This is a genomic window from Bacillus sp. AR8-1 (genome assembly GCF_008042345.1).
In the GTDB taxonomy this organism is placed as follows: domain Bacteria; phylum Bacillota; class Bacilli; order Bacillales; family Bacillaceae_G; genus Bacillus_A; species Bacillus_A cereus.
This window is the reverse complement of sequence record NZ_QNUB01000006.1, coordinates 145791-172219: the sequence shown is the minus strand read 5'-3', so window position 1 is coordinate 172219 and position 26429 is coordinate 145791. Positions and strand designations below refer to the sequence as shown.

Here is a 26429-nt window from a genome sequence, read left to right as displayed (position 1 = left end):
ACTCTATTCTGAGATTTGACCTTTTTCAAATACTTAACGATTTCCGTACGTATCAAACCAAAGCTGAATGTATCCAGCAGTAACACGTTGTGCATCCATTAAACGCTTACCTGTCATTGGTGTAACTTCAGCGCGCCATTTATCTGCATATTCTTGTGATACAGCTGCTCTTACGAACCAATCTTTCGTATTATCATTTACAATGCCAGCGTAATCTTGTTTCGCAACTACTGCCGCTCCATGAATCCAATCTTCTGGATTCGTACCTTTCCAGTTCCAATACCCATTTCCATCCGTTACTTTATAATTATCTTTTATCGTATCTACAAAGTTTTCATATTTAGAATGGAATCCTTGTGGATACGAAAGGTTCGTAAAGTTTGCCGCATGCATTGGTTGGTTTACATCCCCTAAATAATGAAGAGATAATCCTAAATAGAAGAATGCTTGTTTCATATCTTTATTTTTGTAAGACTCACCAGCTAATTTAAAATATTTAGCTCCAGTTTCCTTTGCCTGCTTTGCATACGGAATATAAGTTTTCCCATTGTCAGGGTCATAGAAATGTGAAGCAAATGTGCTATTATCATAATAAGGATTTTCATAGTCAGCAGCATAAATACCGTTCTCTAACTCAGTACGCCATTCATTTAATAGTGCAACTCGATCTTGTTTTACAAGTGTTGTATTACGAGACATAATATCAATTGCACGGTTTACAATCCATAAATGAGAATTCACGCCTTCTTTATGTTTATCTTCAGCAGACCAGCGCGGAATAACTCCAAATCTCTGTCCCCCATCATTTTCATGAGCAAATGCAACACTTTGTAATGGAGCAACTAATGTAATAGCTGCCGCTAAAGCAAGTACTTTCTTTTTCATATAAAATCCTCCATTTTATAATTGAATTATTGTAAACATTTTGTTAGGATCCTATGATGTCGTCCGGTTAACCTATGACTAGAATATCCCACCTTTCACGAAATTTCTATCACTAAATTAAAATATGCAAATGTTCATATCATTATAACTTTATACATAGTGAATATAATGAATGAATACACTTTCATTTTAATAAACTATTATTAAGGCTTGTCTAAACTAATGTAAAAAAAGAGTAAAGCACCCACATGCTTTACTCTTTTTTTCTATTCGATAATATACTTGGCAATTGTACATTAACTGCCAACTTATGTATAAATCCAAACACTAATCCGATCCCTATAAATATGTATAATATCGTAAATATCTTTCCGAAGTCAGTTTGGGGACTAAATTGCCCATCACCGACAGTAGTCAGCGTCACAACGCTAAAATATAAAGCATCCAGAGGACGTAACCCCTCCACTGTACTATAAAAGATTGTACCAGATATTAATGTCAAAATTGTTAATACGAATAACACTTGAAATTCTTTATCTTTCCATGCTCGCAAACAAGCTTTTAGCATCCGTTTCAATGTCAATATAAATGAAAGCATTAGACTTCCCCTTCCAAACAAAATACCTTTAGTTACAGGAAAGTCTATCACCTTTCTGTACAGAAAAAAAGTAGCCCTCTTCTATTTCTAGAAAAGGGCTACTTTTTTCGATTCTATCTTATTTAGGTGAAACAAGAATTTTCACTTGGGTTTTATCTTTTACAAGTGCTTCAAATCCTTCTTCAACAACTTGATCCACTGTAATTTTTTTCGTAATTAATTTCTCTGCTTGAATTTGTCCAGAGCTAATTAATTTAATAACAGCTGGGAAGATGTGACGGTATCCTAAAATACCAATAACTTCTTTTTCTTTTAATACTAAGTTATTTGGAGTAATTGTTGCGTCTTTTTCCCATACACTAACAATTACAGTTTGTCCTTCGAAGCTTGTACTTTCAATCGCTTGGCGTAGTACAACTTCAACACCTGTTACTTCAAAGCTAACATTTACACCTAAACCATTTGTTAAGTTACGAATTTCAGCTAACACATCTTGAGTTGCTGGGTTTAATACATAATCCGCACCTGCTAATTTCGCTAACTCTTGACGTTCTTTAGAAAGTTCAACTGCAATAACAGGAGTTGCTCCTGCTGCTTTAGCTGCTTGGATAACAAGAAGTCCAATTGGACCGCAACCAAATACCGCTACAGCTTCCCCTTCTTTTAATTTACTTTGACGTACTGCATGAACTGCTACTGCTGCTGGTTCTACAAGCGCACCTTGTTCATACGTCATTTCATTTGGAATGTGATGAACCATATCTTCTGGTACTACTGTATATTCAGAGAAACCGCCGCCTTCTCCGCCAAGACCGTGGAAAACAAGTTGTTCACAAACATTGTAATGTCCATGTTTACAAGCTTCACATTTACCACAAGAATAAATTGGCTCTACAACAACGCGGTCTCCCACTTTATGAGATGTAACTCCTTCACCAATCTCTATTACCTCACCACTAAACTCATGACCTAAAATAACAGGTGCTTTCACATGTGTTAATGGATGTTCTTCTGTTGGAATAAAAATAGGCCCTGCTAAATATTCATGCAAGTCTGTCCCACAAATACCACACCATTTAACTTTGATTTTCACTGTTCCTGGTTTTACTGTTGGTTCTGGTACTTCTTCTACTCGTACATCACGTTGATTATGCCAAAGTAGTGCTTTCATTTTATACATCCCTCTCTATGTATATACTTAACCTGGTGAAGTTTACAACTCTATTATAATACTTCTATCCATATATTTCAAAAAAACAATCACGTTCCCACTAATTTTTTACAAATAACGTTCAATATTTTGTCACTTTGTACTTTTTTCCACATCTGTTAATTCAATTTCATTGCAGGTGAAATTAGCATTGTGCCATAATAGCATAGGAGAGGTGAATATCGCTTGAAATATTTTATTTACTTTATCGTTATCGTGGCATTTTTAGATACATTTTCACAATTACCTATTATGAGTACTTTCGCTCAAAGCCTTGGAGGAACTCCTCTTATTATCGGTCTAGTTGTCGGTATGTACTCATTCGCTAATATGATCGGTAATATTATTGCTGGAGCCGCTGTCGATAAATTTGGTGCAAAAAAAATCCTTTATATAAGCATGGGAATTACGAGTTTCATAGTCTTGTTATACACCGTTGTTCAAAGTGGTGAACAACTATTAGTTGTGCGCTTTATGCATGGATTTAGTGATGGCTTTTTAATTCCTGCTGCCTTTACATTTTTATCAAAACAAACAAATGCAAAAAGACAAGGAAAAGCAATGGCTCTATCTGGTGCTGCTGTTGGAACAGCCGCAATCGTAGGACCTGCTTTCAGCGGTATTATGAAAGCAACAGCTGGCGTAGAGTGGGTCTTCATTACTATTTCTATTTTAATGGCTCTTGGTACGATCGTATCTCTATTCTTCTTACCAAATAACGTATCAAGAAAAGATACATCAAGAACGCAAATGATGAACAAAGAAGATATGGTTGAACTTTTAAAATCAGAACCGTTATTACAAGCATATATTGGTGCTTTCACATTAATGTTTTCACAAGGAATTGTCACTTATATGTTACCAGTAAAAGTTGAGGCATTAGCGCTTAAAGCATCCACAACAGGCATGATGTTAAGTGTATTCGGTATAACTGCTATCCTCTTCTTCTTGCTTCCAACAAATCGTATTTACGATCGATTTAATCGTTCGAAACTAATGCTAATCGGAATTGCAGTTATGGCATTCGCATTATCTTTACTCGGATTATTTGCTACAAAAGGTATGCTCTTTATCGTAATGATGATTTATGGAATTGGATTCGCAATCCTCTTTCCGTCTATTAACGCTTTACTCGTTGAAAATACTACAGACGATAATCGTGGAAAGGCATTCGGATTATTTTATGCCTTCTTCTCATTAGGAGTTGTTGCTGGCTCCTTTACAGTCGGCGCAATCGGAGCATCACCTAGCATCAGCTTCATTATCGGGACAGCATTTTTATTAACATTTGCTGGGATGATTTATGTAAGAAGCAAAGTAAAAAAGACAATGATGGGATAATCCATCGTTGTCTTTTTTAAAATGCATATTGATATAATCCGTAATATAATGGAAGCGTTGGAATAATGCCAATTAATTTAAATATAAAAGGTAATGGCTCATCTCGCTCTTCATATAAACGAAAAACAAAAACTGCAGTTAAAGTCCAAATGACGCTAAACAAGAAGATACATTTCCAAACAATTGAGGTTAATATTTGTATATCAAATACAAAACCAAAAAGCCCTATCCACGTAATAATAGATACTACAAAGTCAAACTTTTGAATTGGTGTTTGAAACATACCCCTTACTAACGAAATAATAGCTAACATTGCTACAATAACTAAATATATTTTCCAAAGCATAATGATAATCTCCTATTCAATTTAACTTTTAACTTTCAGCAAACCATATTTAATAAACAATATAGCATTATATTTTTCATAGAAATAATACAATGGATAACAAAATAAAAAGAAAATAAGTACAGTTGGTACATTGTCTACAATAGAAAAATATTTTACTAGTAATTCCTTAATACTCTCTCCAATAATAATAAACAATGGAATTATACAAATCATCGCTAATATTAAACATGGCGTTACCCTGATTTCTTTCAACTTCACCTTACAATGTGGACACCTTAATGAAAAAGGATGCGGGAGATCAATAATATGCTGTACAGTAATATCCCCTTCACACTGTGGACATTCAATAACTTCTTTCATTTATCGCTTACTCCTTTCTATCTATAAAAAGAGCCCTATTGAATAGAACTCTTTTTTGCCCAATATATTACTTTTGTGTATAACCAAATAACAATGTAAATAAATTGAGCCGTAAAGGCAATAATACATCGCTTCTTTTAAAAAGAAAGTTTATAAATACCGACGATACTTCGACAATTTCCTCGGAAATATTTCCTTTCCCCACATAATTTGATACACTACACATGAATAAACACTTGTATTACATAAACTAAAATAATAACTTACTGTACAAATTAAAAAGCACACTCTTCATATGAAGAATGTGCTTTTATGTTATTAACGTTTAATCCAAACAGCGCCTGCCGATTTATCTTCTGCCTGTCCAACAACTTGGAATTTAAGTCCAAGGTTTGGAACTTTTCTTCCTGCATCTGCAATTTGCTTGTTACTATATACTTTTGAATCATCAAAAGTTGTAACACCTTGTAATCCAGAATAGTTAAACTGACCACGTGTTAATGAATTTACACTCCATGCTGGTGTTTTATCAAATGAAAATGCAGCATCTGCAATTTGCATGCCCGTATTACCGTATGCTGGTTTTCCGTTTAAATTACCAACTAGCGCTTCTGGATGAGAATCTACAACACCAAGGAATCCTTCACCTGGATGCACCCCAACCCAGTTATCTTTGAAACTATCATCTGCATACCAAACGACAAGACCTGTATTATACACTGGACCTTTTCCTGCTTTTAAACCATTATCTGATCCCGCATAGTTTCTCCACTCTAAGTAGTAATAATGAGCTTTCTTCTCTGTCCCATCAGAAACAACAAAACCATTTAAATTCATTTTAGACTGTCCTTCTGCATCATCAGAAAATACAACTTGTCCATCAACAGTTACATTTACATTGTCCATCGCAAAACCTTTATATGTTACAGCCGGATCTGTAATATAGTCTAATTGTAGTTTCACTTTTTTGCCTTTAAATTGACTTAAATCATATGATTTATCAATCCATTTCCCATCTGTTGTATCTTTATCTCCTTGGACTACTTTTTCTCCAAGTCTATCAATTAACGTCTTCGTTCCATCTTCTGTTACTGCATGTACTTCGACGAAATCGCACTCTGCTTCTAACTCATAATTTGCTTTATAATCGAATTTTGCATTTGTTCCTTTTGTTAAATCAAAGAAAGGTGTCTCTAACGTTGTATGCATATCATCGCCTCTTGTACTATAATATGCATGCTTTCCAAACTCCGGTTTAATCGTTTCAACACTTTTACCTGGTAAGTTAACACGTACAACGCCTGGACGATTTGATTTCGTAACACTTTGATCAATATAGGTAGGAACTCCCACACCACTCTTAATTTTATCGTAATCTACTTCTAATATTTTTGCCCAGTTGCCACCCATATTCTTTTGTAAGAAGTCTTTATTTTGTGGTGAAAAACTTGTCGGCTCCGTTCCTGCGATTTTTCCTGTCCAACTACCTCCACTCATTAACGACCAAGCTTCGACAGGTGAACCATTTCCAGTATATTTCGTGTCATATTCATCTGGTAATCCAAGATCATGTCCAAATTCATGCGCAAACACACCTACAGCTCCATCTTCTGGTTCAATTGTGTAATCATGTGCTGCTACTTTTCCACCAAAGTAATCTACTTTTGATTTTGTACCTTCAATCGCTACTGGATCTACTGCTAATTTTGAACGATGTGACCAGATCGCATCATCACCTAATTTACCACCACCTGCTTCTTGACCAACACCAGCATGGATTACCATTAAATGATCAATTACACCGTCAGGTTCATTTTGATTCCCATCCCCGTTTGTATCATACCTATCAAACTGATCAAACTGAGATAAATCTAGTCCTTTCTCAGCAGCTGCATGCAAAGCTTCTTTCACTAAATCACGTGCACCTTTCGGACCTTTATTATCGTGACCACTGCTACCATCAGCTCCATAATCAGATGCTTTTCCTGGAACTGTTAGCCACTCCGTTACATATCCGTCTGTCGTATAACTACCACCAGACTGCTCTTCATAGTATTGTTTAAACGTTTTTACTTTTGAACCATCAAATAATGTATAAGGCTCCTTACCAAACAACATCTTTTGATAATGTTCTCTACTAAAGTCTTTCGAATACATATAACCTGGTGTTTGATCAATATTATTATGTTTATAATCACTAAATTCAACGAGTAGCACTAATACTTTATCCGATCGAACAGATCCTTTATATGGAGCTTGCTTTGCTTTTGAAGTTGGAACTTGCCCATTTAATTGCTTTTTATTTGGTTCTGGCTTTTGCTCAAGATTAATATTTTTTTCAGTCTTTTTTACATTTTCCTTTTCTTCCATCTTTTTCTCTTTTACTTTTTTTGTGAAATCAGACGTTTCTTGTGAGTGAGCATCTGGAAGAATTTCTTTGTTCGCCTGATCTCCTTGTTTCTTTTCAATATATTGCTCGACAGCCTTTTTCGTCTCTTCTTTAGAAGATGCTGGATTAATTGTTCCTCTTTCTTTCAAAGCTTCCGCTAAACGATCTTCTTGAATTAAATTGTAATCAATTGGCGTTGTAGACACATTCTCTTTCTCTTTTGCTGGCGTTTCGGCATATGCTAACGGCGCACTCATTACAGATGTGCATCCGATAATTGCTGCAATTGCTAATGATGACAACACTTTAAATGGGGCTTTTCTTCTCATTCCATTTCTCTCCTTTTATAAAACTTAAAATTCAGATAAATCGGTGCGTTTTTGTCGAAATCTCTGTTTACTACCCTCCCTATATAAAAAGACATAATTCTATAAACATTAAACTTTCTGTTATAGAATCATGCCCTCCAGTTTTCTGGTCAGACCCTCTATCTGTTTATCCCTTGGTTCAACTAATAATCAGTGTGCTGATGAACAAAGCCCCCACTGATTAAAGTTTCACTTTATATCGAAATATGAAAAATAAAGAGTTATGTGATATATATTAAATATCTTATATAACAAATTTAAAAGACAATATGCAAAATTGCATGAAAATTCTTTTAAATAAAAAAGAATCCTAGTCAATTAAACTAGGATTCTTGATTTTCTATTATTTCTCTTGTGTTTTTTCCCAATCAGCTAAGAATTTCTCAATTCCTTGATCTGTTAATGGGTGCTTCACTAATGAAGCAATTACGTTTGCTGGGATTGTTGCAATATGTGCACCGTTTAATGCTGCGTCAGTTACGTGAACGCTGTGACGTACAGATGCTGCAATGATTTCTGTTTCGATGCCATGAATTGCAAAGATTTCTGCGATTTGACGAATTAAATCCATACCGTTATGACCGATATCATCTAAACGACCTAAGAATGGTGAAACATATGTTGCACCAGCGCGAGCTGCAAGTAATGCTTGAACTGCTGAGAATACTAATGTAACGTTTGTACGAATTCCTAAATCTGAGAATGCTTTTACTGCTTTTAAACCTTCTGTTGTCATTGGAACTTTTACAACAACGTTTGGAGCAATCTTCGCTAATTCTTTTCCTTCTTCAATCATTTTATCAGCTTCTAAGCTAATTACTTCTGCACTTACAGGTCCTTCTATAAAGCTGCAAATTTCACGAATACGCTCATGGAAATCTACGCCTTCTTTTGCTACAAGTGATGGGTTTGTCGTTACTCCAGCTACTACGCCTAATGCATTTGCCTCTTTAATTTCGTTAATGTTTGCTGTATCAATAAAAAATTTCATTTGTTATTCTTCCTTCCTAATTTTCATTTTATATTTATTTATTTTTCTTAATAAGCTCTAATTCAATCGGAATAGATTTGTCCACTTTTTTACCTTGTGTTATCTCTTTTGCTGTTTGCGTCGCCTTCTCTCCGATTAATTCCGGTTTTTGAGCGACTGTTGCAGCCATACGCCCATCGTTAACCGCTTTCACAGCATCTTCTGTTGCATCAAATCCAACAACTACTACATCTGTTTTTCCAGCAGACTTCAATGCTTCAAGTGCACCTAATGCCATCTCGTCGTTATGCGCAAACACGGCTTTAATATCACCATTTGCTTGCAAAATGTTTTCCATAACAGATAATCCTTTCGCTCTATCAAAATCAGCCGCTTGTTTGGCAACTACTTTTAAAGACTTATCGGCTACGTTATGGAATCCTTTCCCACGTTCACGAGCAGCAGACGATCCAGGGATTCCTTCTAACTCAGCAACGTTTGCTCCTTCGCCGACTAATTCACGAATGTAATCACTAGCCATTTGACCACCTTCGATATTATTAGATGCAATGTGAGAAACAACCTTACCTGAATTCGCAACGCGGTCTACTGTAATAACAGGGACATTTGCTGCATTTGCCGCACTTACCGCTGAAGCAACAGCATCTGAATCGGTCGGATTAATAACAACTACATCGACACCCTTTTGAATTAAATCTTCAACATCGTTCGTTTGCTTCGCTGCATCATTTTGCGCATCAACAGCAATCAATTCGATGCCGCTATCTTTCGCTTTCTTTTCTGCACCCTTTTTCAAAGTTACAAAAAAGGGATTATTTAAAGTTGAAACAGAGAATCCAACTTTAATAGTTTTATTTCGACCTTTATCGCTAGAATCCTTTGCCCATTCTGGTGGTTCCATTGAACAACCAGCAGTAATGACCATAATACATGCAACGAGTATAAGTAACCATTTCTTCATGAACTGTCCCTCCATTACGCTTCTTTTCGGCGATCAATTAATACAGCTAGTAAGATTACAAGTCCTTTTACAACTTGTTGGAAGAAAGAAGATACACCTAATAAATTTAAACCGTTATTTAGTACACCGATAATTAGTACACCGATGAATGTACCAACAATCCATCCTCTTCCCCCAGAAAGACTTGTTCCACCTAATACAACTGCTGCAATTGCATCTAATTCGTAAGAAGTACCTGCAGTCGGCTGTGCAGAATCTAGTCGTGATGTTAAGACAATACCTGCAAGCGCTGCCAAAATTCCGGAAAGACCGTAAATCATTACTTTAATTCTCGTAACATTAATACCTGATAGTGCTGCTGCTTCTTCATTTCCACCAATTGCAAATGTACGACGGCCAAATGTCGTTTTCTTCAAAATGAAGTACAGTACTGCGAAAGCGATCATCATTGTAACAGCTGGTACCGGAATACCAAGAAAATAACCGCGGCCAAACATTTGGAACATTAAATGATCACCAAGACCAGTGATCGGACGTCCGTCCATATAAACAAGCGTCAACCCACGAAAAATAGTCATTGTTGCTAAAGTTGCAATAAATGGAGCTACTTTTCCTTTCGCAATGATGATACCGTTTACAATCCCCATTACAAGACCTGCTAATAGTCCAACTGCCATTGCAAGGAACGGATCCATGCCACTTGCCATCATTCCAGCAACAAGTGCACTTGATAATGCTAAAATAGAACCTACCGATAAGTCAATACCCCCTGTTAAAATTACGAAGGTCATTCCGAATGCAATAAGCGCATTAATCGATACTTGACGCAGTATATTAAATAAATTTGGAATTTCAATGAACGCTGGATTTAAAACTGTAATTACGACGATAATTAATACTAAACCGATTAAAGAACCGAGTTGTTGTAATACATTCCCCTTCTTAGCCATCCTTACTCTCCCCCTGTAGCTAGTGCCATAATAGACTCTTGTGATGCCTCATCTTTCCCTAAAATGCCGCCGACTTTTCCTTCATGAATAACAAGAACTCGATCACTCATTCCTAAAACTTCCGGAAGCTCAGATGATACCATAATAACGGCATCGCCTTGCTCAGTAAGCTTATTCATGATAGAGTAAATTTCTTTTTTCGCTCCAACATCGACACCTCTTGTTGGCTCATCTAAAATGAGTAATTGCGGATGAATGCCTAGCCATTTTGCGATTACAATCTTTTGCTGATTTCCACCAGAAAGAGATTTCACTGCCTGCTCTCCGCTAGATGCTTTCACATTAAGAAGCTTCATCATATCCTCTGTAAACTGTTGTTCTAGCTCGTTGCTTAGAACACTTCCCTTTGAAAGACTTTCTAAATTCGGTAAAGCTAAATTTTCTCGAATTGAAAAATCTAACACTAATCCTTCAGACTTTCTATCTTCTGTAATGAAAGCAATTCTTTGTCTAATTGCATCTATCGGACTATCAATCTTTACTTCTTGTCCATTTATAAAAATTTGTCCAGAATCTAAAGGTTCATAACCAAATATCGCTTTCATAATATCAGTGCGACCAGCCCCCATCAAACCAGCTACACCAAGGATTTCACCTTTCCTCACTTGAAACGAAACATTTTCAAATTTCCCTTTCTTCGTTCCGTTACGCATTTCAAAAATGACATCACCAATTTGACTATTTCGCTCTGGGTAACGTTCACCAATGCTGCGCCCCACCATCATACTCACTACTTCATCAAATGATGTTTCTGGAATTAATCTCTTTCCAACGTATTCTCCATCACGCAAAATCGTAATGGCATCACATATTGAGAAAATCTCTTCCATACGATGCGAAATGTACACGAATGAAACACCTTCTTTACGTAACTTATTGATTACTGTAAAGAGCGTTTCGATTTCACGATCCGTCAGTGCCGCAGTAGGTTCATCCATAATAATAACGCTCGCGTTTGTCATTAACGCTTTCGCAATTTCGATAATTTGCTGTTGTCCAACCGATAGTTCCTCTGCTAACATAGCACCTCTTACATGCAATCCTAGCTCTGCTAGTTGCTGCTGCGCAATCGCGTTCATTTGTCGAGTGCGTAAAATACCTGTTTTCCCATACATTAACTCTTTACCAAGAAACATATTTTCAGCTACTGTTAAATTCGGCAATATGTTTAGTTCTTGATGTATAAATGCGATGCCGTACTCTTCAGCTTCTTTCGCATTTTTAAAGTTGCGCTCTTGCCCATCAATCGTGATTGTCCCATCATCTTTTTTGTATACACCTGTTAAAATCTTCATGAGCGTTGATTTACCCGCTCCATTTTCCCCCATCAATGCATGGACTTCTCCTGTTTCAATCATAAACTGTGCATTCTTCAAAACAGGATTGCCATTGAACGCCTTTGAAATGTTTTTCATTTCAATATGCATTCCCATCACTTCCCTTTATTAAAAAATCACGCCTGCATGTAAAATTACATTTGCATAAGGCGTAGCCTCGCCTGTACGAATAATCGCCTTCGCTTTCTTTGTATGCTCTTTAAATTGTTCATGAGATACATACTCAAATGCTGGCTCTATTAATTTTTGCTCGATCTCTTTATTTACTTCCGCATTATTTATAATGACTTCTTCTGCTAACGTCACTTTTTCGATTGCCATATCATCAGCTACAACTTGTAACACCTCTAAAAAACTCGGTTTTCCAATCTCAACAGCTAAATCAATTCGTTTTACTCCATCCGGAATCGGTAACCCGCAATCAGCAATTACAACCGTATCTGTATGCCCAAGTGAAGCAAGGACTGCCGCGATTTCACTGTTTAATACACCATGCTTTTTCATCCAACAATCACCTGCACTTCACGTACTCGATCTCTCGTTGGCATACCGCCCTGTGCTCCAAGTTTCGTTACAGAAAGACCACCGGCAATATTCGCGAAACGAATTGCTTTTTGAAGTGTCTCTCCTTCAGAAAGTGCAACTGCTAACGCACCATTAAATGTATCACCAGCTCCAGTTGTATCCACTACATCAACAGCAATGCTAGGAACATGTACAATCTCTGTGCCATTATGGAAACGAACACCGTTAGAACCTTCTGTCATCAATAATTTATTTGGATACTTCGCCAATAAATCTTCAATTGGTGATGTAAAATCATCTAATACAATGCGGCACTCATGTTCATTTGGCGTAATATAAGTTGCTTTTTCTAAAATTTCTTCTGATAAAACTTGTGCTGGCGCTGGATTCAACATAACAGGAATATTATGTTCCTCACAAATAGCCAATACATATTTTACTGTTTCAAGTGGAATTTCTAGTTGAAGAACAACCATATCCGCTTTTACAAGAAGGTCTTTGGAGCGATCTACAACTGACTTATTTACAAGAGCATTTGCCCCTTGTACGACAACAATACTGTTATCTTCTTCTGCTAAAACGATATGAGCAATTCCTGTCGTTCTATCTGTAACCGGTACCACATAATCGATAAAAATGCGTTCGTTCTCTAAATTTTTTCTAACTACTGTTCCATAATCATCATTTCCTACCGCTCCAACCATTGCTACATTTGCTCCTAACCTAGCTGCAGCAACTGCTTGGTTTGCCCCTTTCCCTCCTGGGATTGTATGAAACGCTTCACCAATTACTGTTTCTCCTGCTTTCGGCCGTTTTTTTGAAACAGCCACTAAGTCCATTGAAATGCTTCCTACTACTGCAATATTTGGCATCTGTTTCATCTCCTTACTTCGTTGTATTTCGTTCTATAATTTCAATCGGCAAACGATAGTGTTTCTCTTCTAATGTATTTCCTTCCATTTGCTCTAACAACAACTCTGTTGCAATTTTCCCCATTTCATATATCGGTTGTGCAACTGTTGTAATAGATGGATACATCATTTCTGTTAAAGAAATTCCATCAAATCCGATAATTTGTAAATCATCTGGAATGGCAATCCCCTTTTGAAGTGCAGCCTTTACAATACCAATCGCAATTAAATCATTCCCAGCAACAATACCATCAATATGCGGGTATTCTTCTAATAATTCCATCGCTACACGCTCACTATTTGCTGGCTCAAACGTACTCTCCGCAATCATATACGAAAGGTTATTTTGCGTAATAACGTCTACAAAACCTTCAAAACGTTCATTTGCAGTACTCACATCACGTGGACCGCGAATATGTGCAATATGTTTACATCCTTTATCTAGTAACAACTTTGTCGCAGCCTGACTTCCTGCATAGTTATCTGCATATACAGTAGGAATACGCTCATTAAACATACGGTCAATCGCAACAACCGGGACAGATAAATTCATGTAATTAACACTATTTTGTGGATTTGTTGCTACAATAAATCCATCTACATTATTTTGTCTAAGTACATCAATGTATTGTTTCTCTTTTTCTAAACTTTCATCAGAGTTACAAAGGACAACTGTGTAACCTTGTTTATGTGCTACATCTTCTACGGCACGTGCAACTTCTGGAAAAAACGGATTCACGATATTTGGAACAACTAAGCCAATTAAACGAGACTTTTTATTATACAGTGAACGCGCTACTGTACTAGGCTTATAATCTAACATCTCAATTGCACGCTCTACCTTTTTTAATGTATCTTCGTGAACATATCCATTTTTATTTAAAACTCTGGAAACGGTCGCAACAGATACTCCCGCTAATTTCGCAACGTCTTTAATCGTACTCATTCTCTTTTCTCCTCATTTCATGTAACCGTTTACAGAAAATAATATAACGTATTTCTAAAAATACGTCAATCATTTCTCACTAAAAAGCTTTTAAGGTTATACTCAAAAAAGCACCGCCATAAGGCGATGCTTCTTCATTACGAGTATGATACAGTTTTTTCTTTTTCTTCTACAGCAGGCTCTTCAGCATCTTTTTTACGATCTGATAGTTTAATTTTTTGTAAGAAAATCGTAAAGATGGCACCTACTACGATAAATACTAATCCTGTTAAGAATACAGTATGAAGCGAGTCTACTAAAGAGTTTTTCAAAATAGGTACAATGCTGTTAGCAAACGCTTCTGGCATTTGTTTTAATGCCTCTGGGCTAAATAGCATCGAATATAAACCTTGTGGATCTGTGTGAATCATATCTTTAAATTTCGTTACCATTTGTCCCGCTTCTTTCGGGAATGTATCTAATACAGGTACTAATTTATTTGTTAACGTTGTACCTGAAGTGTTATTCATAATTGATCCTAAAATTGTAATACCAAATGTTCCACCAATTTGACGGAAGAACTGACTTGATGACGTTACGACACCAAGGTCTTTTTTCGGGAAGCTTTCTTGTAACGCTAATGTTAATGTCGGCATTACAAGACCCATTCCTAAACCGATAACCATCATATAAGAAGTAGCTGTAAGCTTCGTTGTGTGCATATCCATCGTTGTTAATAACCAGAAACCACCGGCCATAATAAGCATACCTGCGATAATTTGTGGTTTTACACCAACTTTTAATACAAGTTGCCCACCGATAATACTCATTACAATCATTGTAATCATCATTGGAGTCATAATTGTTCCTGATTCAGCAGCACTTACTCCTACAATACCTTGCATGAAGAATGGTACGAACATAATCGCGCCGAACATTCCAATACTCATAAAGAATCCAATCGCATTCAGTATTGTAAATGTGCGATTTTTAAAGAAATGCATTGGTAAAATCGGCTCTTCAGCTTTCGTTTCAACAATAACAAAGCTAACGATACCAATTACAGCTAGTGCGAATAAACCGATAATTTGCCAAGAATCCCATGCATAATCTTTTCCACCAAACGTTAGCGCAAGTAATAAACTTACAACACCTAGAATCATCGTAAAGATTCCAGCGATATCAATTTTAATTGGTCCTGTTTGTTTATGTGATTTTAATCCCATTGCAATAAAGATTGTTGCTAAAATACCAACCGGTAAGTTAATGTAGAATACCCATCTCCAGTTCACTGCATCTACAATCCAACCACCAACTTGCGGTCCAATTACAGAAGCAAGACCGTATAACGCACCAAAAATACCTTGCCATTTCGCACGTTCTTTTCCCGTGAACATATCTCCAATAATAATCATAGCCATTGGCATCATAATACCGCCACCAAGACCTTGAATACCACGGAAAATAATTAATTCTGTCATACCATTCGCCATACCACATAACGCCGAACCAATCATGAAAATAACTAGCCCTGTTATATATACGTTACGACGACCAAGTAAATCCGCTAATTTACCTGCAATTGGTACAACTGTCGTTGATGTTAACATATAAGCTGTCGTTAACCATGTCATTAAACTTAATCCGCCTAGGTCACCGACGATACGTGGCATTGCTGTACCAACAATTGTTCCATCTAATGCAGCAAATAGCATCGCGATTACTAAACCGATTAACAACAACTTTCTATTTTGATTTTCTTGTTGCTCCATGTAATCTCCTCAATTCCTCTTAGTTATTCTCTTTTTTCTCTTGTGTCCCGCAAATAATGGTTTCTAACTTCTCAAAGAGACGTAATAAATCTTCTCTTTCTTGCAACTCTAAATGTGAAAAGTATTTTGCAATATGCTCATTGCGAGCTGTCATTGCCTCTTCTACTCTAGCTTTCCCCTTTTTCGTTAACTCGATGATGACAACACGACGGTCATCTTTGTCGTGATAGCGTTCTACAAGTTCTTGATCGATTAGACGATCAATCATCACTGTAATCGCGCTAGGCTTCACATACATCTTTTTTGCTAATGTTGTCGCTCTTGAAGCCCCATAATGATCTAAAATTTTTAAAATATAAAACTGCGGTGGTGTAAGTCCTGTTGCTTGCATTTGTTTTAATAACTCCGTCTGCATTTTCTTTCCAATCGAAAAGGCAAGAGCTTGAATTTTATCGATATGCGTCATATCATTTGGCATGTTATCCACCTCTTATTTAAACAATAAAATATTTAACGTATTTAAATATTAATCCCGCGAACAAAATCCGTCAATACTTTTATTCATAAAAACGTTTACATTTTTGTCACAAAGTTGTATAATTTTCGACGAAGTTAATATTGACAGTCACGGAGAAACGGAGTACACGGCTATGAATCATAAAAAAGGAAACTTTTTTATATTTCATGGCCTTTTTATATTCTCTGTCTTAAAACGCTTCGAATTAATTAGGGGAGGATTTTCATTTTATGTTTTTCACACAATTATTTAAACCTGCGCCCCACGCGGAACGCTTACCAGCTGATCGCGTTGATAGCGAATACCGTAAATTACGTTTACAAGTATTCTTAGGTATCTTCATCGGTTATGCAGGTTACTACTTTGTTCGAAAAAACTTTTCACTAGCAATGCCATACTTAATCGAACAAGGCTTTAGTAAAGGGGAACTTGGGGTTATCCTTTCAGCAGTATCTATCGCTTACGGATTAAGTAAATTCTTGATGGGTATCGTATCCGATCGTTGTAATCCTCGCTACTTTTTAGCAGCTGGGCTATTTTTATCAGGTATCATTAATATTATTTTCGGCTCATTTTCTTTCATTACAACGAGCATTATACTTATGTTTGTACTTCAGTTTTTAAATGGATGGGTACAAGGTATGGGCTGGCCTCCTTGTGGTCGTACGATGGTTCACTGGTTCTCTATTAGCGAACGTGGTACAAAAATGTCTATTTGGAACGTCGCTCATAATGTCGGCGGCGCGCTTATGCCTTCTCTTGTAACATTAGGCTTATACTTCTTTGCAAATGACTGGAAAAGTATTTTTTACTTCCCAGGTATTCTTTCAATTTTAGTTGGTATTTATGTATTAATTACGATGAAAGATACGCCTCAATCTTGTGGACTACCTTCTATTGAAGAGCATACTGGAGAATATCCACCAGATGAGAAAATAAAAGATCGCGAACGCGAACTTTCGGCAAAAGAAATTTTATTTAAATACGTACTAAACAATAAGTTTTTATGGTACATCGCTATTGCGAACGTTTTCGTATATTTCGTACGTTACGGCGTTGTAGACTGGGCTCCTACTTATTTAGTAGAAGAAAAAAGCTTTACTCATAGTAGCTCACGTACTGCTTACGCTCTATATGAATGGGCTGGTATTCCAGGTACACTTCTTTGCGGATGGATGAGTGATAAACTATTTAAAGGACGTCGTGCACCTGCTGGTATTTTATTTATGGTTGGTGTATTTATCGCAGTTCTTGTTTACTGGTTAAACCCTCCTGGTAATCCAATGGTTGATAGTATCGCACTTGTCGCAATTGGATTTTTAATTTACGGACCGGTTATGTTAATTGGTCTACACGCTCTAGACTTAGCACCAAAGAAAGCTGCTGGAACTGCAGCAGGCTTAACTGGATTCTTCGGTTACTTAGGCGGAGCTGCTTTCGCTAGTGCCGCTATGGGCTTTATCGTAGATGCATTCGGATGGGATGGCGGATTCATCTTATTACTTGCATCTTGCATACTTGCAATGTTCTTCCTTGCCCTTACTTTAAATACAGGGTCAACAAAACAAAAGCAAGCTTAAGTACAAATATTATACTTATCAAAAAAAGAGAGACCATTCTTTCCAGAATGCCTCTCTTTTTTCTACATATAAATCTTTTTTCTTACAAAAGATTCATTTTCCTCTCATATATATGTTAGCGCTTCCAAATAACTTCAACACCTAATACAACTGCATTCCACTTTTATATAAAAAGATTTTTGAATATTTTTTCAACTTACCCTTGTCAAACATTGTCAATTTATATTAAAATAACAACATACAAAATATTTAGTCTTTTCAGAAAAGATGGAGGGATAGCCATGAAGAATCCACTTCTTCGTATTGAAAACTTGCAAACTTCCTTTCGTATACAAGATCAGTATCATGCAGCAGTTGATGATGTATCCTTAACTGTTCATGAAAATGAAATTGTTGCTATCGTTGGTGAGTCAGGATGCGGAAAAAGTGCACTTGCCCTTTCCATTATGCGACTGCATAATGAAGCAAATACAAAATTACAAGGGCAGCTTTACTATAGAGATAAGGACTTACTTAGCATGTCAACCGCCGAAATAAATAAAGTACGCGGTTCAAATATCGGAATGATTTTCCAAGAACCTCTTACAGCACTCGATCCTCTTATGACAGTTGGAAAACAAATCGAAGAAAACTTAGACTACCACACAAGCCTTTCAAAAGTTGAAAAGAAAGAACGCACCTTAGAACTACTCCATCAAGTTGGTATTCCAAAACCAGAACTTACATATAAACAATACCCACACGAATTATCTGGCGGAATGAGACAAAGAATTGTTATCGCAATTGCAATTGCTTGTAAGCCAGGGCTCATTATTGCAGATGAGCCAACAACTGCACTTGACGTAACCATTCAAGCGCAAATTTTAGATTTATTACGTTCCATTCAAGAACAAACGAAAATGGGCATCATCTTAATTACACACGATTTAAGCGTCGTGGCCGAAACCGCTGATCGTATCGTCGTTATGTATGCAGGACAAGTTGTAGAAACAGGAACAGTCGAAGAGATTTTTAATAACCCTCTTCATCCATATACTCGTTCCTTATTAAATTCAATCCCGTCTGCATCTGCTGAAAAAGAAAAATTACATGTTATTCAAGGCGTTGTACCGACATTAGCTAAGTTACCTCGCACAGGTTGTCGATTCCAAGCACGGATTCCATGGATTAGACCTGATCAACATGAAGAAAATCCCGTTTTACATGAAGTAAAACAAGACCATTGGGTACGTTGCACTTGCTACAAACATTTCAACTTCCAACATAAGAAAGGAGATGACGTAACTCATGGCACTGCTTAAAGTAGAAGATTTAAAAGTACACTTTCCAATTAAAGGTGGTGTTTTCGGCCGTACATTAGATTACGTTCGTGCTGTTGATGGCGTAAGCTTCGAACTACAACCTGGCGAAACATACGGAATCGTTGGGGAATCTGGGAGCGGCAAATCAACAACTGGAAAAGCAATTATGCACTTAACAAAAGCGACAGGCGGTAGCATTCATTTTAATAATAGAGATTTAACAAAATTAAGTCGCTCAGAACTAAGAGAACAACGAAAAGATATTCAGATGATTTTTCAAGATCCTTATTCATCCTTAAACCCGAAGAAACGTGTTATGGATATTATCGCTGAACCACTTCGAAATTTTGAGAAACTCTCACCTGATGAAGAGCGTAGAGCTGTTCAAGATTATCTTGATAAAGTTGGATTAAATCCTGAGTCTATGTATAAATACCCACATGAATTTTCCGGTGGACAAAGACAGCGGATTGGTATTGCACGCGCACTTACACTAAAACCGAAGCTTATTATCGCAGATGAACCTGTATCCGCGCTTGACGTGTCGGTACAAGCTCAAGTTTTAAACTTCTTGCAAGATTTACAATCTGAACTCGGACTAACATACCTATTTATTAGTCATGATTTAGGTGTAGTTCGCCATATGTGTGACCGTATCGGTGTTATGTATCGCGGACGCATTGTGGAAGAAGCAACTAGTGCTGAAATTTATAATAATCCACAGCACATCTATACGAAGCGCCTAATATCAGCTATTCCTGATATTCGTCCAGAAAACCGCGAGCAGCAACGTAAATTGCGTCGTGAGGTAAGCGTTGAGTATGAGAAATCATACGAAAGTTATTTCAATGAAAATGGTCGTGCTTACGATTTAAAACCAATCTCGCCAACACACCGGGTGGCATTACCTTAAGGGAGTGATAAAATATGTGGAAATTTATATTACGCCGGGTTTTAGTTATGATACCGCAATTATTCATATTAAGCGTACTCGTCTTTACACTGGCTAAGGCAATGCCAGGTGATGCATTAAGTGGCGCTGAACTAGCAAACCCAAAAGCCGATCCAAAAGTGCTCGAAGAACAACGTGAAAAACTAGGTTTAAACGATCCTATTCCCACTCAATATGTAAGGTGGATTTCAAATGCTGTACAAGGGGATTTCGGTATTTCTTACGCACATAAAATAAAAGTAACAGATATTATCGGGGAACGTCTTGGCAATACCATACTGTTAGCTCTTCTTATTCTTATTCTTACTTACTTAATTGCTATTCCACTTGGAGTTATAAGTGGACGTTGGAATGATACGTGGGCTGATCGACTCATTACGCTCTATAACTTTTTAGGATTCGGTACACCACTATTTATTTTCGGGTTAGTAATGTTATTCTTATTCGGCTTTTTATATCCAATTTTCCCTACGAGTGGTAGCGTTGATCCACAAGTTGCAACAGGATCATTTGATTACTATTTAAGTAAATTCAATCATATGATTTTACCAGCTTTATCTGGGGCATTAATTGGGACTGTAGGAACTGTACAATATTTACGAAGTGAAATTATCGATACGAAACATAAAGATTTTGTACGCACAGTAAAAGCAAAAGGTGTACCAGAATCTAAAGTATATTCCAGACATATTTTAAGAAATTCATTTTTACCAATTGCAGCATTTTTAGGATATGAAATTACAGGTTTAGTTGGAGGCTCTATTATTCTAGAAAATATTTTCGGCTATCCAGGAATTGGACAACTATTTTTCCAATCTATCACTCAACGTGATTTCAGTGTCGTAACTGCTCTTGTATTATTTACTGGATTCGCAACGCTACTCGGGACTCTTCTTTCCGATATTATTCTAAGCATCGTTGATCCACGTATTCGTATTGATTAATGGAGGTGAAGAAACGTTATGTTAGCAAATCCTGAAAAACAAACTGAAGTCATTCATTACGAAAAGAGCCCCTCTGGTTTCTCCATTATGTGGCGAGAATTTCGTAAAGATAAACTAGCAATGTTTTCTCTATTCTTTTTAGCTTTAATATTAATAGCCGTTTACGCAACTTCATTTATTATGAAGCAAGAAGATATCGTCCGAGTCGATTTGTTCGCTATTTATGACCCTCCTTCTGCTGAACATTGGTTAGGAACTGATTATGGAGGCCGTGATATTTTCGGACAATTAATTATTGGTACACGTAACTCCTTTACAGTTGGTTTAGCCATCACTCTTTTAGCAACCCTTATCGGTCTTACGACGGGACTAATTGCTGGCTATTTTGGAGGAGTTGTCGATAACATCATTATGCGTTTTATCGACTTTATGATGATTTTACCATTCTTAATGATTGTTATCGTGTTTATCTCACTCGTTCCAACTTTCAATATTACGACATTTATTCTCATAATGACCGCTTTCTTATGGGTCGGAAAAGCAAGGCTTATACGCTCTAAAGTATTGACTGAGAAAGAACTTGATTACGTATCTGCATCAAAAACATTAGGAACACCAAATTGGAAAATAATCTTCCAGCAAATATTACCTAATTTAAGTTCTATTATTATCGTAAATATCACATTAAATCTTGCTGGTAACATCGGAATTGAATCTAGTTTAACTTACTTAGGCTTCGGTCTACCAGAGAGCACACCAAGTCTTGGTACACTTGTAAGTTACGCAACTAACCCAGATGTATTACAAGAAAAGTGGTGGATTTGGTTACCCGCATCAATCATGATTTTAGTGTTGATGCTGTGTATAAATTTTATTGGTCAAGCGTTAAAGCGTGCGGCTGATGCGAGACAAAGAAAAGGATAAGGGGTGGAGAAGTTATGAACAAACCAAAACTTTACAAAGTATTAAGTACACTTGCTGCTTCAACATTATTACTATCTGCATGTGGGGGTGCTGATAGCAGTAGTAAAAAAGCAAACACAAAAAAAGTAGAAACAAATAAATTTAGTGCTACTGTAAAAAATGACAGTAAAGAAATTAAAGACGGATCATTAACTTATGGACTCGTTTCAAATTCACCTTTCGCTGGTGTTTTAAGTAGAGTATTGTATGAAGTTGCTCCAGATTCAGAGATTATGGATTTCTTTGATGAACAATTATTAGCTACAGATAAAAACTGGGAAATTACAAATGACGGTGCTGCAACTTATACAATTTCTGAAGATAAAAAAACAATTACAATTAAAATTAAAGATAATGTAAAATGGCACGATGGTAATCCTGTAACAGCTGAGGATTTAGAATATTCTTACTTAATAATCGGTAATAGCAAATATACAGGTATCCGTTACGATACACAAATGCAAATGATTGAAGGTATGGAAGAATATCACACTGGAAAAGCTGACAAAATTTCTGGTATTAAAGTAGTCGATCCAAAAACAATTTCCATTACTTATAAAGAAGTAAACCCTTCACTAAAAACTGGTATTTGGACATATCCTACACCTAAAAAATATTTAGGTGATGTACCAATTGAAAAACTAGCTGAATCAGATAAAATCCGCCAAAATCCAATTGGATTCGGTCCATTTAAAGTGAAGAAAATCGTTCCTGGTGAATCAGTTGAGTATGAGCGTTTTGATGATTACTGGGGCGGCAAACCTAAGCTAAAAAATGTAACATTAAAAGTTGTAAATCCATCTATTGTTAGTGCATCTCTGAAAAAAGGTGATATTGATATTGCAGCAATTACTGCTGATCAATATCCGAACGTAAGTAAATTAAAAAACACACAACTAATTGGTAAAACTGACCTTGCTTACACTTATATCGGATTTAAGTTCGGACATATGGACAAAGCAAAGAATGAAGCTGTAATGGATAACGATAAGTTCAAAGACGTTCGTTTACGTCAAGCGATGGCACATGCAATTGATAGAGAAAAATTAGGAGAGAAAGTATATCACGGACTTCGCGTTCCAGCTAACTCTCCAATTCCACCATCTATGCCAAAGTACCATAATAATGATGTTGGTGCGTATAATTTCGATGTAAATAAAGCGAAAAAACTATTAGATGAAGCTGGGTATAAAGATAAAAATGGTGATGGATTCCGTGAAGATCCAAAAGGTAATGAATTGAAGATTAACTTCTTAACTAGTAGTGGTAGTGAAACAAGTGAACCGCTGGCTAAATTCTACATTCAATCTTGGAAAGATATCGGCTTAAAAGTAGAACTTGTTGATGGACGCTTACACGAATTTAATGCTATGCGTGACATGATTAAAAAAGATGATCCGAAGGTTGATATTTTTGCCGGTGCTTGGAACACTGGCTCTGACCCTGACCTTTCTGGCCTATGGGGCAAAAATGCCGGATTCAACTATCAACGCTGGGTAAATGATGAAAATACGAAGTTATTAGAAGCAGGATTATCAGAAAAAGCTACTGATGAAAAATATCGTAAAGAAGTATACGATAAATGGCAAAAATTAATTCATGACGAAGCACCGATGATTCCAATTCATTACACATTTGATTTAACAGGTGTTAATAAGCGCGTAAAAAATTATGATGTCAACACTGAAGTGAATCAAATAACTTCACATTGGAAAGACGTTACTGTAACAAGTGAGAAGCCAGAAGTAGAAAAATAAACATAAAAATAGCTCTTAGCATTTACATACATGCTAAGAGCTATTTTTTATTTTCATTGCTTTTCCTACTAATGATAACAACCAATTCCTTCCCTACTCTAATATTAAAAGATTTGATGAAATACCTTTATTAAAACAGCTAACGTAACAGATCCAGCAAATCCCCCTAAACAAATTAAGCTTACCCCTTGACTATATGACAAATTTTGAAATGATTTCATTACTTCCATCCTCCCTATCTCCCCTTTGATACTTTTATTTTACCAATGGGAAAAATTTCATAACATCGATTTCTCTAACAACTAACTTACAAATTTGTAAGTTAACATCTTTTCAACTTATATATCTAGTATTTCCACAACTGAGAGTTATTTATACATAAAAAAGACCTCAGCTATACTAAGGTCTTTAGTTACATTTTATTTTATAATCATCACCGGACATTTCACTCGTTTTGCTATTTTATGACTTACACTACCAAGTACCATTTCTTGCAGTGTATTTAATCCTCTGCTTCCCGCTATAACAAGATCTATATCTCCTGTATTTACATATTGAACAATTGTATCTCCAGGATCACCATGTAATATCGTAATTGTATAAGATATGTTCTCTTTCTTTAATAAAACTTCAATCTCTTTTAACTTATCTTTTCGACTAGCCGATATTGTTTCTAAATCTGTTTGACCTTGTATAATATCTGATTTTGCCGTTCTATTATCTACTACGTACACAACTTCAACATTTGTTTCTTCGCTAAATTTCGCAATATATGTTGCATGTTCCGCTGCTCGAAGTGCATGTTCAGAACCGTCACATGCTAATATAATTTGTTTGTACATATGCTGAATCCCCTTTTCGTTATCCTACTCGTATTATATAATAAAGCCCCCTAAAAAGGAGGCTTTTAACTAGCAATTCTTTTATTATAAGTAGCTAAATTTGCAACAAGTTTTGAGCTACGTTCATTTAATCCTGTTATACTTACTTTCACACCACTTTGCTCATACTTTATGATAACTTTATCAATTGATGCCACCGCTGAATCATCCCATACGTGCGCATGAGTAAAATTCATTTCAATTTCTTTTACATCTTCATTAAATGAAAAATTATTTATGAAATCGGCTGTGGATGCAAAGAAAAGTTGACCGTGAATTTCGTATATTTTCTTATTTTCAATATATAAATGTTTCACGTGAATCTTTGCCATATTGAATGCAAATAACACCGCACTAATTACTGTTCCGATAATTACACCTACTGCTAAGTTATGTGTAATTAGGACAATCACAACTGTTACGATCATAACAAATGCGTTTCCTTTTGGTACTTTATGAATCGTTGTTACAGAGTTCCAATCAAACGTTCCGATTGAAATCATAATCATAACCGCAACTAAAGCTGCCATCGGAATATGAACGACATAATCTCCTAAAACGAATAGTAATACGATTAAAAATCCGCCCGCTACAAATGTTGATAGGCGACCTCGTCCACCTGATTTAATATTAATAACAGATTGACCGATCATTGCACATCCTGCCATTCCTCCGAAAAATCCAGCAACGATGTTTGCGATCCCTTGTCCGCGTGCCTCTTTATGCTTATTACTTTCTGTATGCGTCATATCATCTAAAACTGAAGCTGTTAATAAAGACTCTAGTAAACCAATGATTGCAAGCATAACTGCATAAGGTAAAATAATCCCTAATGTTTCTAATGTAAATGGCACATCAGGAATACTAAAGAACGGTAATTCTTTCGGCAGGCTTCCCATATCCCCTACTGTTTTCAACTGTAATCCGCTCATAAGTGCAATGCTCGTCACAATAATAATTGAAATAAGCGTAGAAGGTACAACCGTTGTAATACGTGGAAATAAATATATAATTGCAAGTCCTAATACAACGAGTGCATACATTTGCCAAGTTGCATTTTTAAAATGCGGTAATTGCGCTGTAAAAACTAAAATTCCAAGTGAATTTAAAAAACCACTCATAACAGATTTCGGAACAAACTTCATAAATGAGCTCAGTTTGAACACGCCAAAAATAATTTGGACGATACCTGTTAATATTGTTGTAGCAAATAAATATTGCAAACCATGATCTTTAACGAGCGTTACCATTAATAATGCCATTGCACCTGTTGCAGCTGAAATCATTCCAGTTCTTCCGCCAACAAATGAAATGGTAACCGCAATACAAAAGGCTGCGTATAGTCCAACTGTCGGATCTACGCCTGCAATAACAGAGAAGGCTATCGCTTCAGGGATTAATGCTAAAGCAACGACAATCCCTGATAACACGTCCCCTCTCACATTAGAAAACCAGTCATTTTTTATCGTTTGAAACAAAATACCACTCCTCTACTCCTTTATAATTTGATTTTCTCCATAAGAAAATCTAGCCGACTGCACGAAAGCTATTATATAACGAGTAGAAGATTTTTTACTATGTAAAAGTTTCCTAAAGAAAAAG

Annotated in this window: 25 protein-coding genes; 7 read left to right on the top strand and 18 right to left on the bottom strand. The window is 36.3% G+C overall.

The window, feature by feature from the left end; genetic code table 11:
- Positions 1-33: 33 nt before the first annotated feature.
- The 3 genes from cerA to bdhA form a co-directional block, all read right to left on the bottom strand.
- Positions 34-885 (bottom strand): phospholipase CerA, encoded by an 852-nt coding sequence (gene cerA, locus DN400_RS03605; RefSeq protein ID WP_000730997.1) that lies wholly within the window; start codon positions 883-885, stop codon positions 34-36.
- Positions 886-1138: 253 nt separating this feature from the next.
- Complete coding sequence (locus DN400_RS03600; RefSeq protein WP_000948035.1) at positions 1139-1483, bottom strand: potassium channel family protein; 345 nt, start codon at positions 1481-1483, stop codon at positions 1139-1141.
- 118 nt (positions 1484-1601) lie between these two features.
- Entirely contained in the window at positions 1602-2654 is a 1053-nt protein-coding gene (bdhA, locus tag DN400_RS03595) for a (R,R)-butanediol dehydrogenase (RefSeq protein ID WP_147801546.1), read from the bottom strand.
- A gap of 225 nt (positions 2655-2879) precedes the next feature.
- Between bdhA and DN400_RS03590 the strand changes: the two genes are divergently transcribed.
- Positions 2880-4034 carry an MFS transporter gene (locus DN400_RS03590; protein WP_000873271.1) on the top strand — a complete coding sequence of 385 codons (1155 nt, stop codon included), beginning with the start codon at positions 2880-2882 and terminating at the stop codon, positions 4032-4034.
- A gap of 16 nt (positions 4035-4050) precedes the next feature.
- Here DN400_RS03590 and DN400_RS03585 read toward each other — a convergent pair whose 3' ends face one another.
- The 12 genes from DN400_RS03585 to DN400_RS03530 all read right to left on the bottom strand — a co-directional run bounded on the left by DN400_RS03585 (position 4051) and on the right by DN400_RS03530 (position 16410).
- Positions 4051-4380 carry a hypothetical protein gene (locus tag DN400_RS03585; protein ID WP_000964465.1) on the bottom strand — a complete coding sequence of 110 codons (330 nt, stop codon included), beginning with the start codon at positions 4378-4380 and terminating at the stop codon, positions 4051-4053.
- Between the two features lie 21 nt (positions 4381-4401).
- Positions 4402-4743: a hypothetical protein gene (locus DN400_RS03580; RefSeq protein WP_000665754.1), complete on the bottom strand. Its 342-nt coding sequence runs from the start codon at positions 4741-4743 to the stop codon at positions 4402-4404.
- Positions 4744-5061: 318 nt separating this feature from the next.
- Positions 5062-7461 carry a M6 family metalloprotease immune inhibitor InhA2 gene (gene inhA2 / locus DN400_RS03575; protein ID WP_001252976.1) on the bottom strand — a complete coding sequence of 800 codons (2400 nt, stop codon included), beginning with the start codon at positions 7459-7461 and terminating at the stop codon, positions 5062-5064.
- A 382-nt stretch (positions 7462-7843) separates the two neighbouring features.
- Entirely contained in the window at positions 7844-8491 is a 648-nt protein-coding gene (gene fsa, locus DN400_RS03570; RefSeq protein WP_000667666.1) for a fructose-6-phosphate aldolase, read from the bottom strand.
- A gap of 34 nt (positions 8492-8525) precedes the next feature.
- Positions 8526-9452: a ribose ABC transporter substrate-binding protein RbsB gene (rbsB, locus tag DN400_RS03565; RefSeq protein ID WP_098255458.1), complete on the bottom strand. Its 927-nt coding sequence runs from the start codon at positions 9450-9452 to the stop codon at positions 8526-8528.
- Positions 9453-9466: 14 nt separating this feature from the next.
- Positions 9467-10402 carry an ABC transporter permease subunit gene (locus DN400_RS03560; RefSeq protein ID WP_001074649.1) on the bottom strand — a complete coding sequence of 312 codons (936 nt, stop codon included), beginning with the start codon at positions 10400-10402 and terminating at the stop codon, positions 9467-9469.
- A 2-nt stretch (positions 10403-10404) separates the two neighbouring features.
- Entirely contained in the window at positions 10405-11889 is a 1485-nt protein-coding gene (gene rbsA / locus DN400_RS03555; protein WP_098255472.1) for a ribose ABC transporter ATP-binding protein RbsA, read from the bottom strand.
- An 18-nt stretch (positions 11890-11907) separates the two neighbouring features.
- Entirely contained in the window at positions 11908-12303 is a 396-nt protein-coding gene (gene rbsD / locus DN400_RS03550) for a D-ribose pyranase (RefSeq protein WP_000716151.1), read from the bottom strand.
- A complete protein-coding gene (gene rbsK, locus DN400_RS03545; protein ID WP_001132865.1) occupies positions 12300-13196 on the bottom strand; it encodes a ribokinase in 897 nt (298 codons plus the stop codon). Before rbsK ends, rbsD begins: the two co-directional genes overlap by 4 nt.
- 13 nt (positions 13197-13209) lie before the next feature.
- Complete coding sequence (gene rbsR / locus DN400_RS03540) at positions 13210-14181, bottom strand: ribose operon transcriptional repressor RbsR (protein ID WP_000104051.1); 972 nt, start codon at positions 14179-14181, stop codon at positions 13210-13212.
- Between the two features lie 137 nt (positions 14182-14318).
- A complete protein-coding gene (locus tag DN400_RS03535; protein WP_000437647.1) occupies positions 14319-15932 on the bottom strand; it encodes an MDR family MFS transporter in 1614 nt (537 codons plus the stop codon).
- 19 nt (positions 15933-15951) lie between these two features.
- The gene (locus DN400_RS03530) at positions 15952-16410 is read right to left on the bottom strand and encodes a MarR family winged helix-turn-helix transcriptional regulator (RefSeq protein ID WP_001132367.1); all 459 of its coding nucleotides are present in this window, start codon (positions 16408-16410) and stop codon (positions 15952-15954) included.
- Between the two features lie 269 nt (positions 16411-16679).
- Here DN400_RS03530 and glpT point away from each other — a divergent pair, with 269 nt between their 5' ends.
- The 6 genes from glpT (at position 16680) to opp4A (ending at position 23946) form a co-directional block, all read left to right on the top strand.
- Positions 16680-18029 (top strand): glycerol-3-phosphate transporter, encoded by a 1350-nt coding sequence (gene glpT, locus DN400_RS03525; protein WP_000466388.1) that lies wholly within the window; start codon positions 16680-16682, stop codon positions 18027-18029.
- A gap of 281 nt (positions 18030-18310) precedes the next feature.
- Positions 18311-19330: an ABC transporter ATP-binding protein gene (locus tag DN400_RS03520; protein WP_000795382.1), complete on the top strand. Its 1020-nt coding sequence runs from the start codon at positions 18311-18313 to the stop codon at positions 19328-19330.
- Entirely contained in the window at positions 19317-20243 is a 927-nt protein-coding gene (locus DN400_RS03515; protein WP_001196381.1) for an ABC transporter ATP-binding protein, read from the top strand. The genes DN400_RS03520 and DN400_RS03515 overlap by 14 nt, the downstream gene beginning before the upstream one ends.
- Positions 20244-20257: 14 nt before the next feature.
- Positions 20258-21226 (top strand): oligopeptide ABC transporter permease, encoded by a 969-nt coding sequence (gene opp4B, locus DN400_RS03510; RefSeq protein ID WP_000265452.1) that lies wholly within the window; start codon positions 20258-20260, stop codon positions 21224-21226.
- Between the two features lie 18 nt (positions 21227-21244).
- Positions 21245-22150 carry an ABC transporter permease gene (locus tag DN400_RS03505; RefSeq protein ID WP_000880730.1) on the top strand — a complete coding sequence of 302 codons (906 nt, stop codon included), beginning with the start codon at positions 21245-21247 and terminating at the stop codon, positions 22148-22150.
- A gap of 14 nt (positions 22151-22164) precedes the next feature.
- Entirely contained in the window at positions 22165-23946 is a 1782-nt protein-coding gene (gene opp4A, locus DN400_RS03500) for an oligopeptide ABC transporter substrate-binding protein (protein WP_065229756.1), read from the top strand.
- 104 nt (positions 23947-24050) lie between these two features.
- Here the strand turns inward: opp4A and DN400_RS03495 are convergent, their stop codons facing one another.
- The 3 genes from DN400_RS03495 to DN400_RS03485 form a co-directional block, all read right to left on the bottom strand.
- A complete protein-coding gene (locus DN400_RS03495; protein WP_002094283.1) occupies positions 24051-24167 on the bottom strand; it encodes a DUF4027 family protein in 117 nt (38 codons plus the stop codon).
- Positions 24168-24365: 198 nt separating this feature from the next.
- Positions 24366-24788: a universal stress protein gene (locus DN400_RS03490; RefSeq protein ID WP_065229755.1), complete on the bottom strand. Its 423-nt coding sequence runs from the start codon at positions 24786-24788 to the stop codon at positions 24366-24368.
- Between the two features lie 65 nt (positions 24789-24853).
- Positions 24854-26305, bottom strand: coding sequence for a SulP family inorganic anion transporter (locus DN400_RS03485; protein WP_016513632.1), 1452 nt, complete (start codon positions 26303-26305; stop codon positions 24854-24856).
- Between the last annotated feature and the right edge of the window lie 124 nt (positions 26306-26429).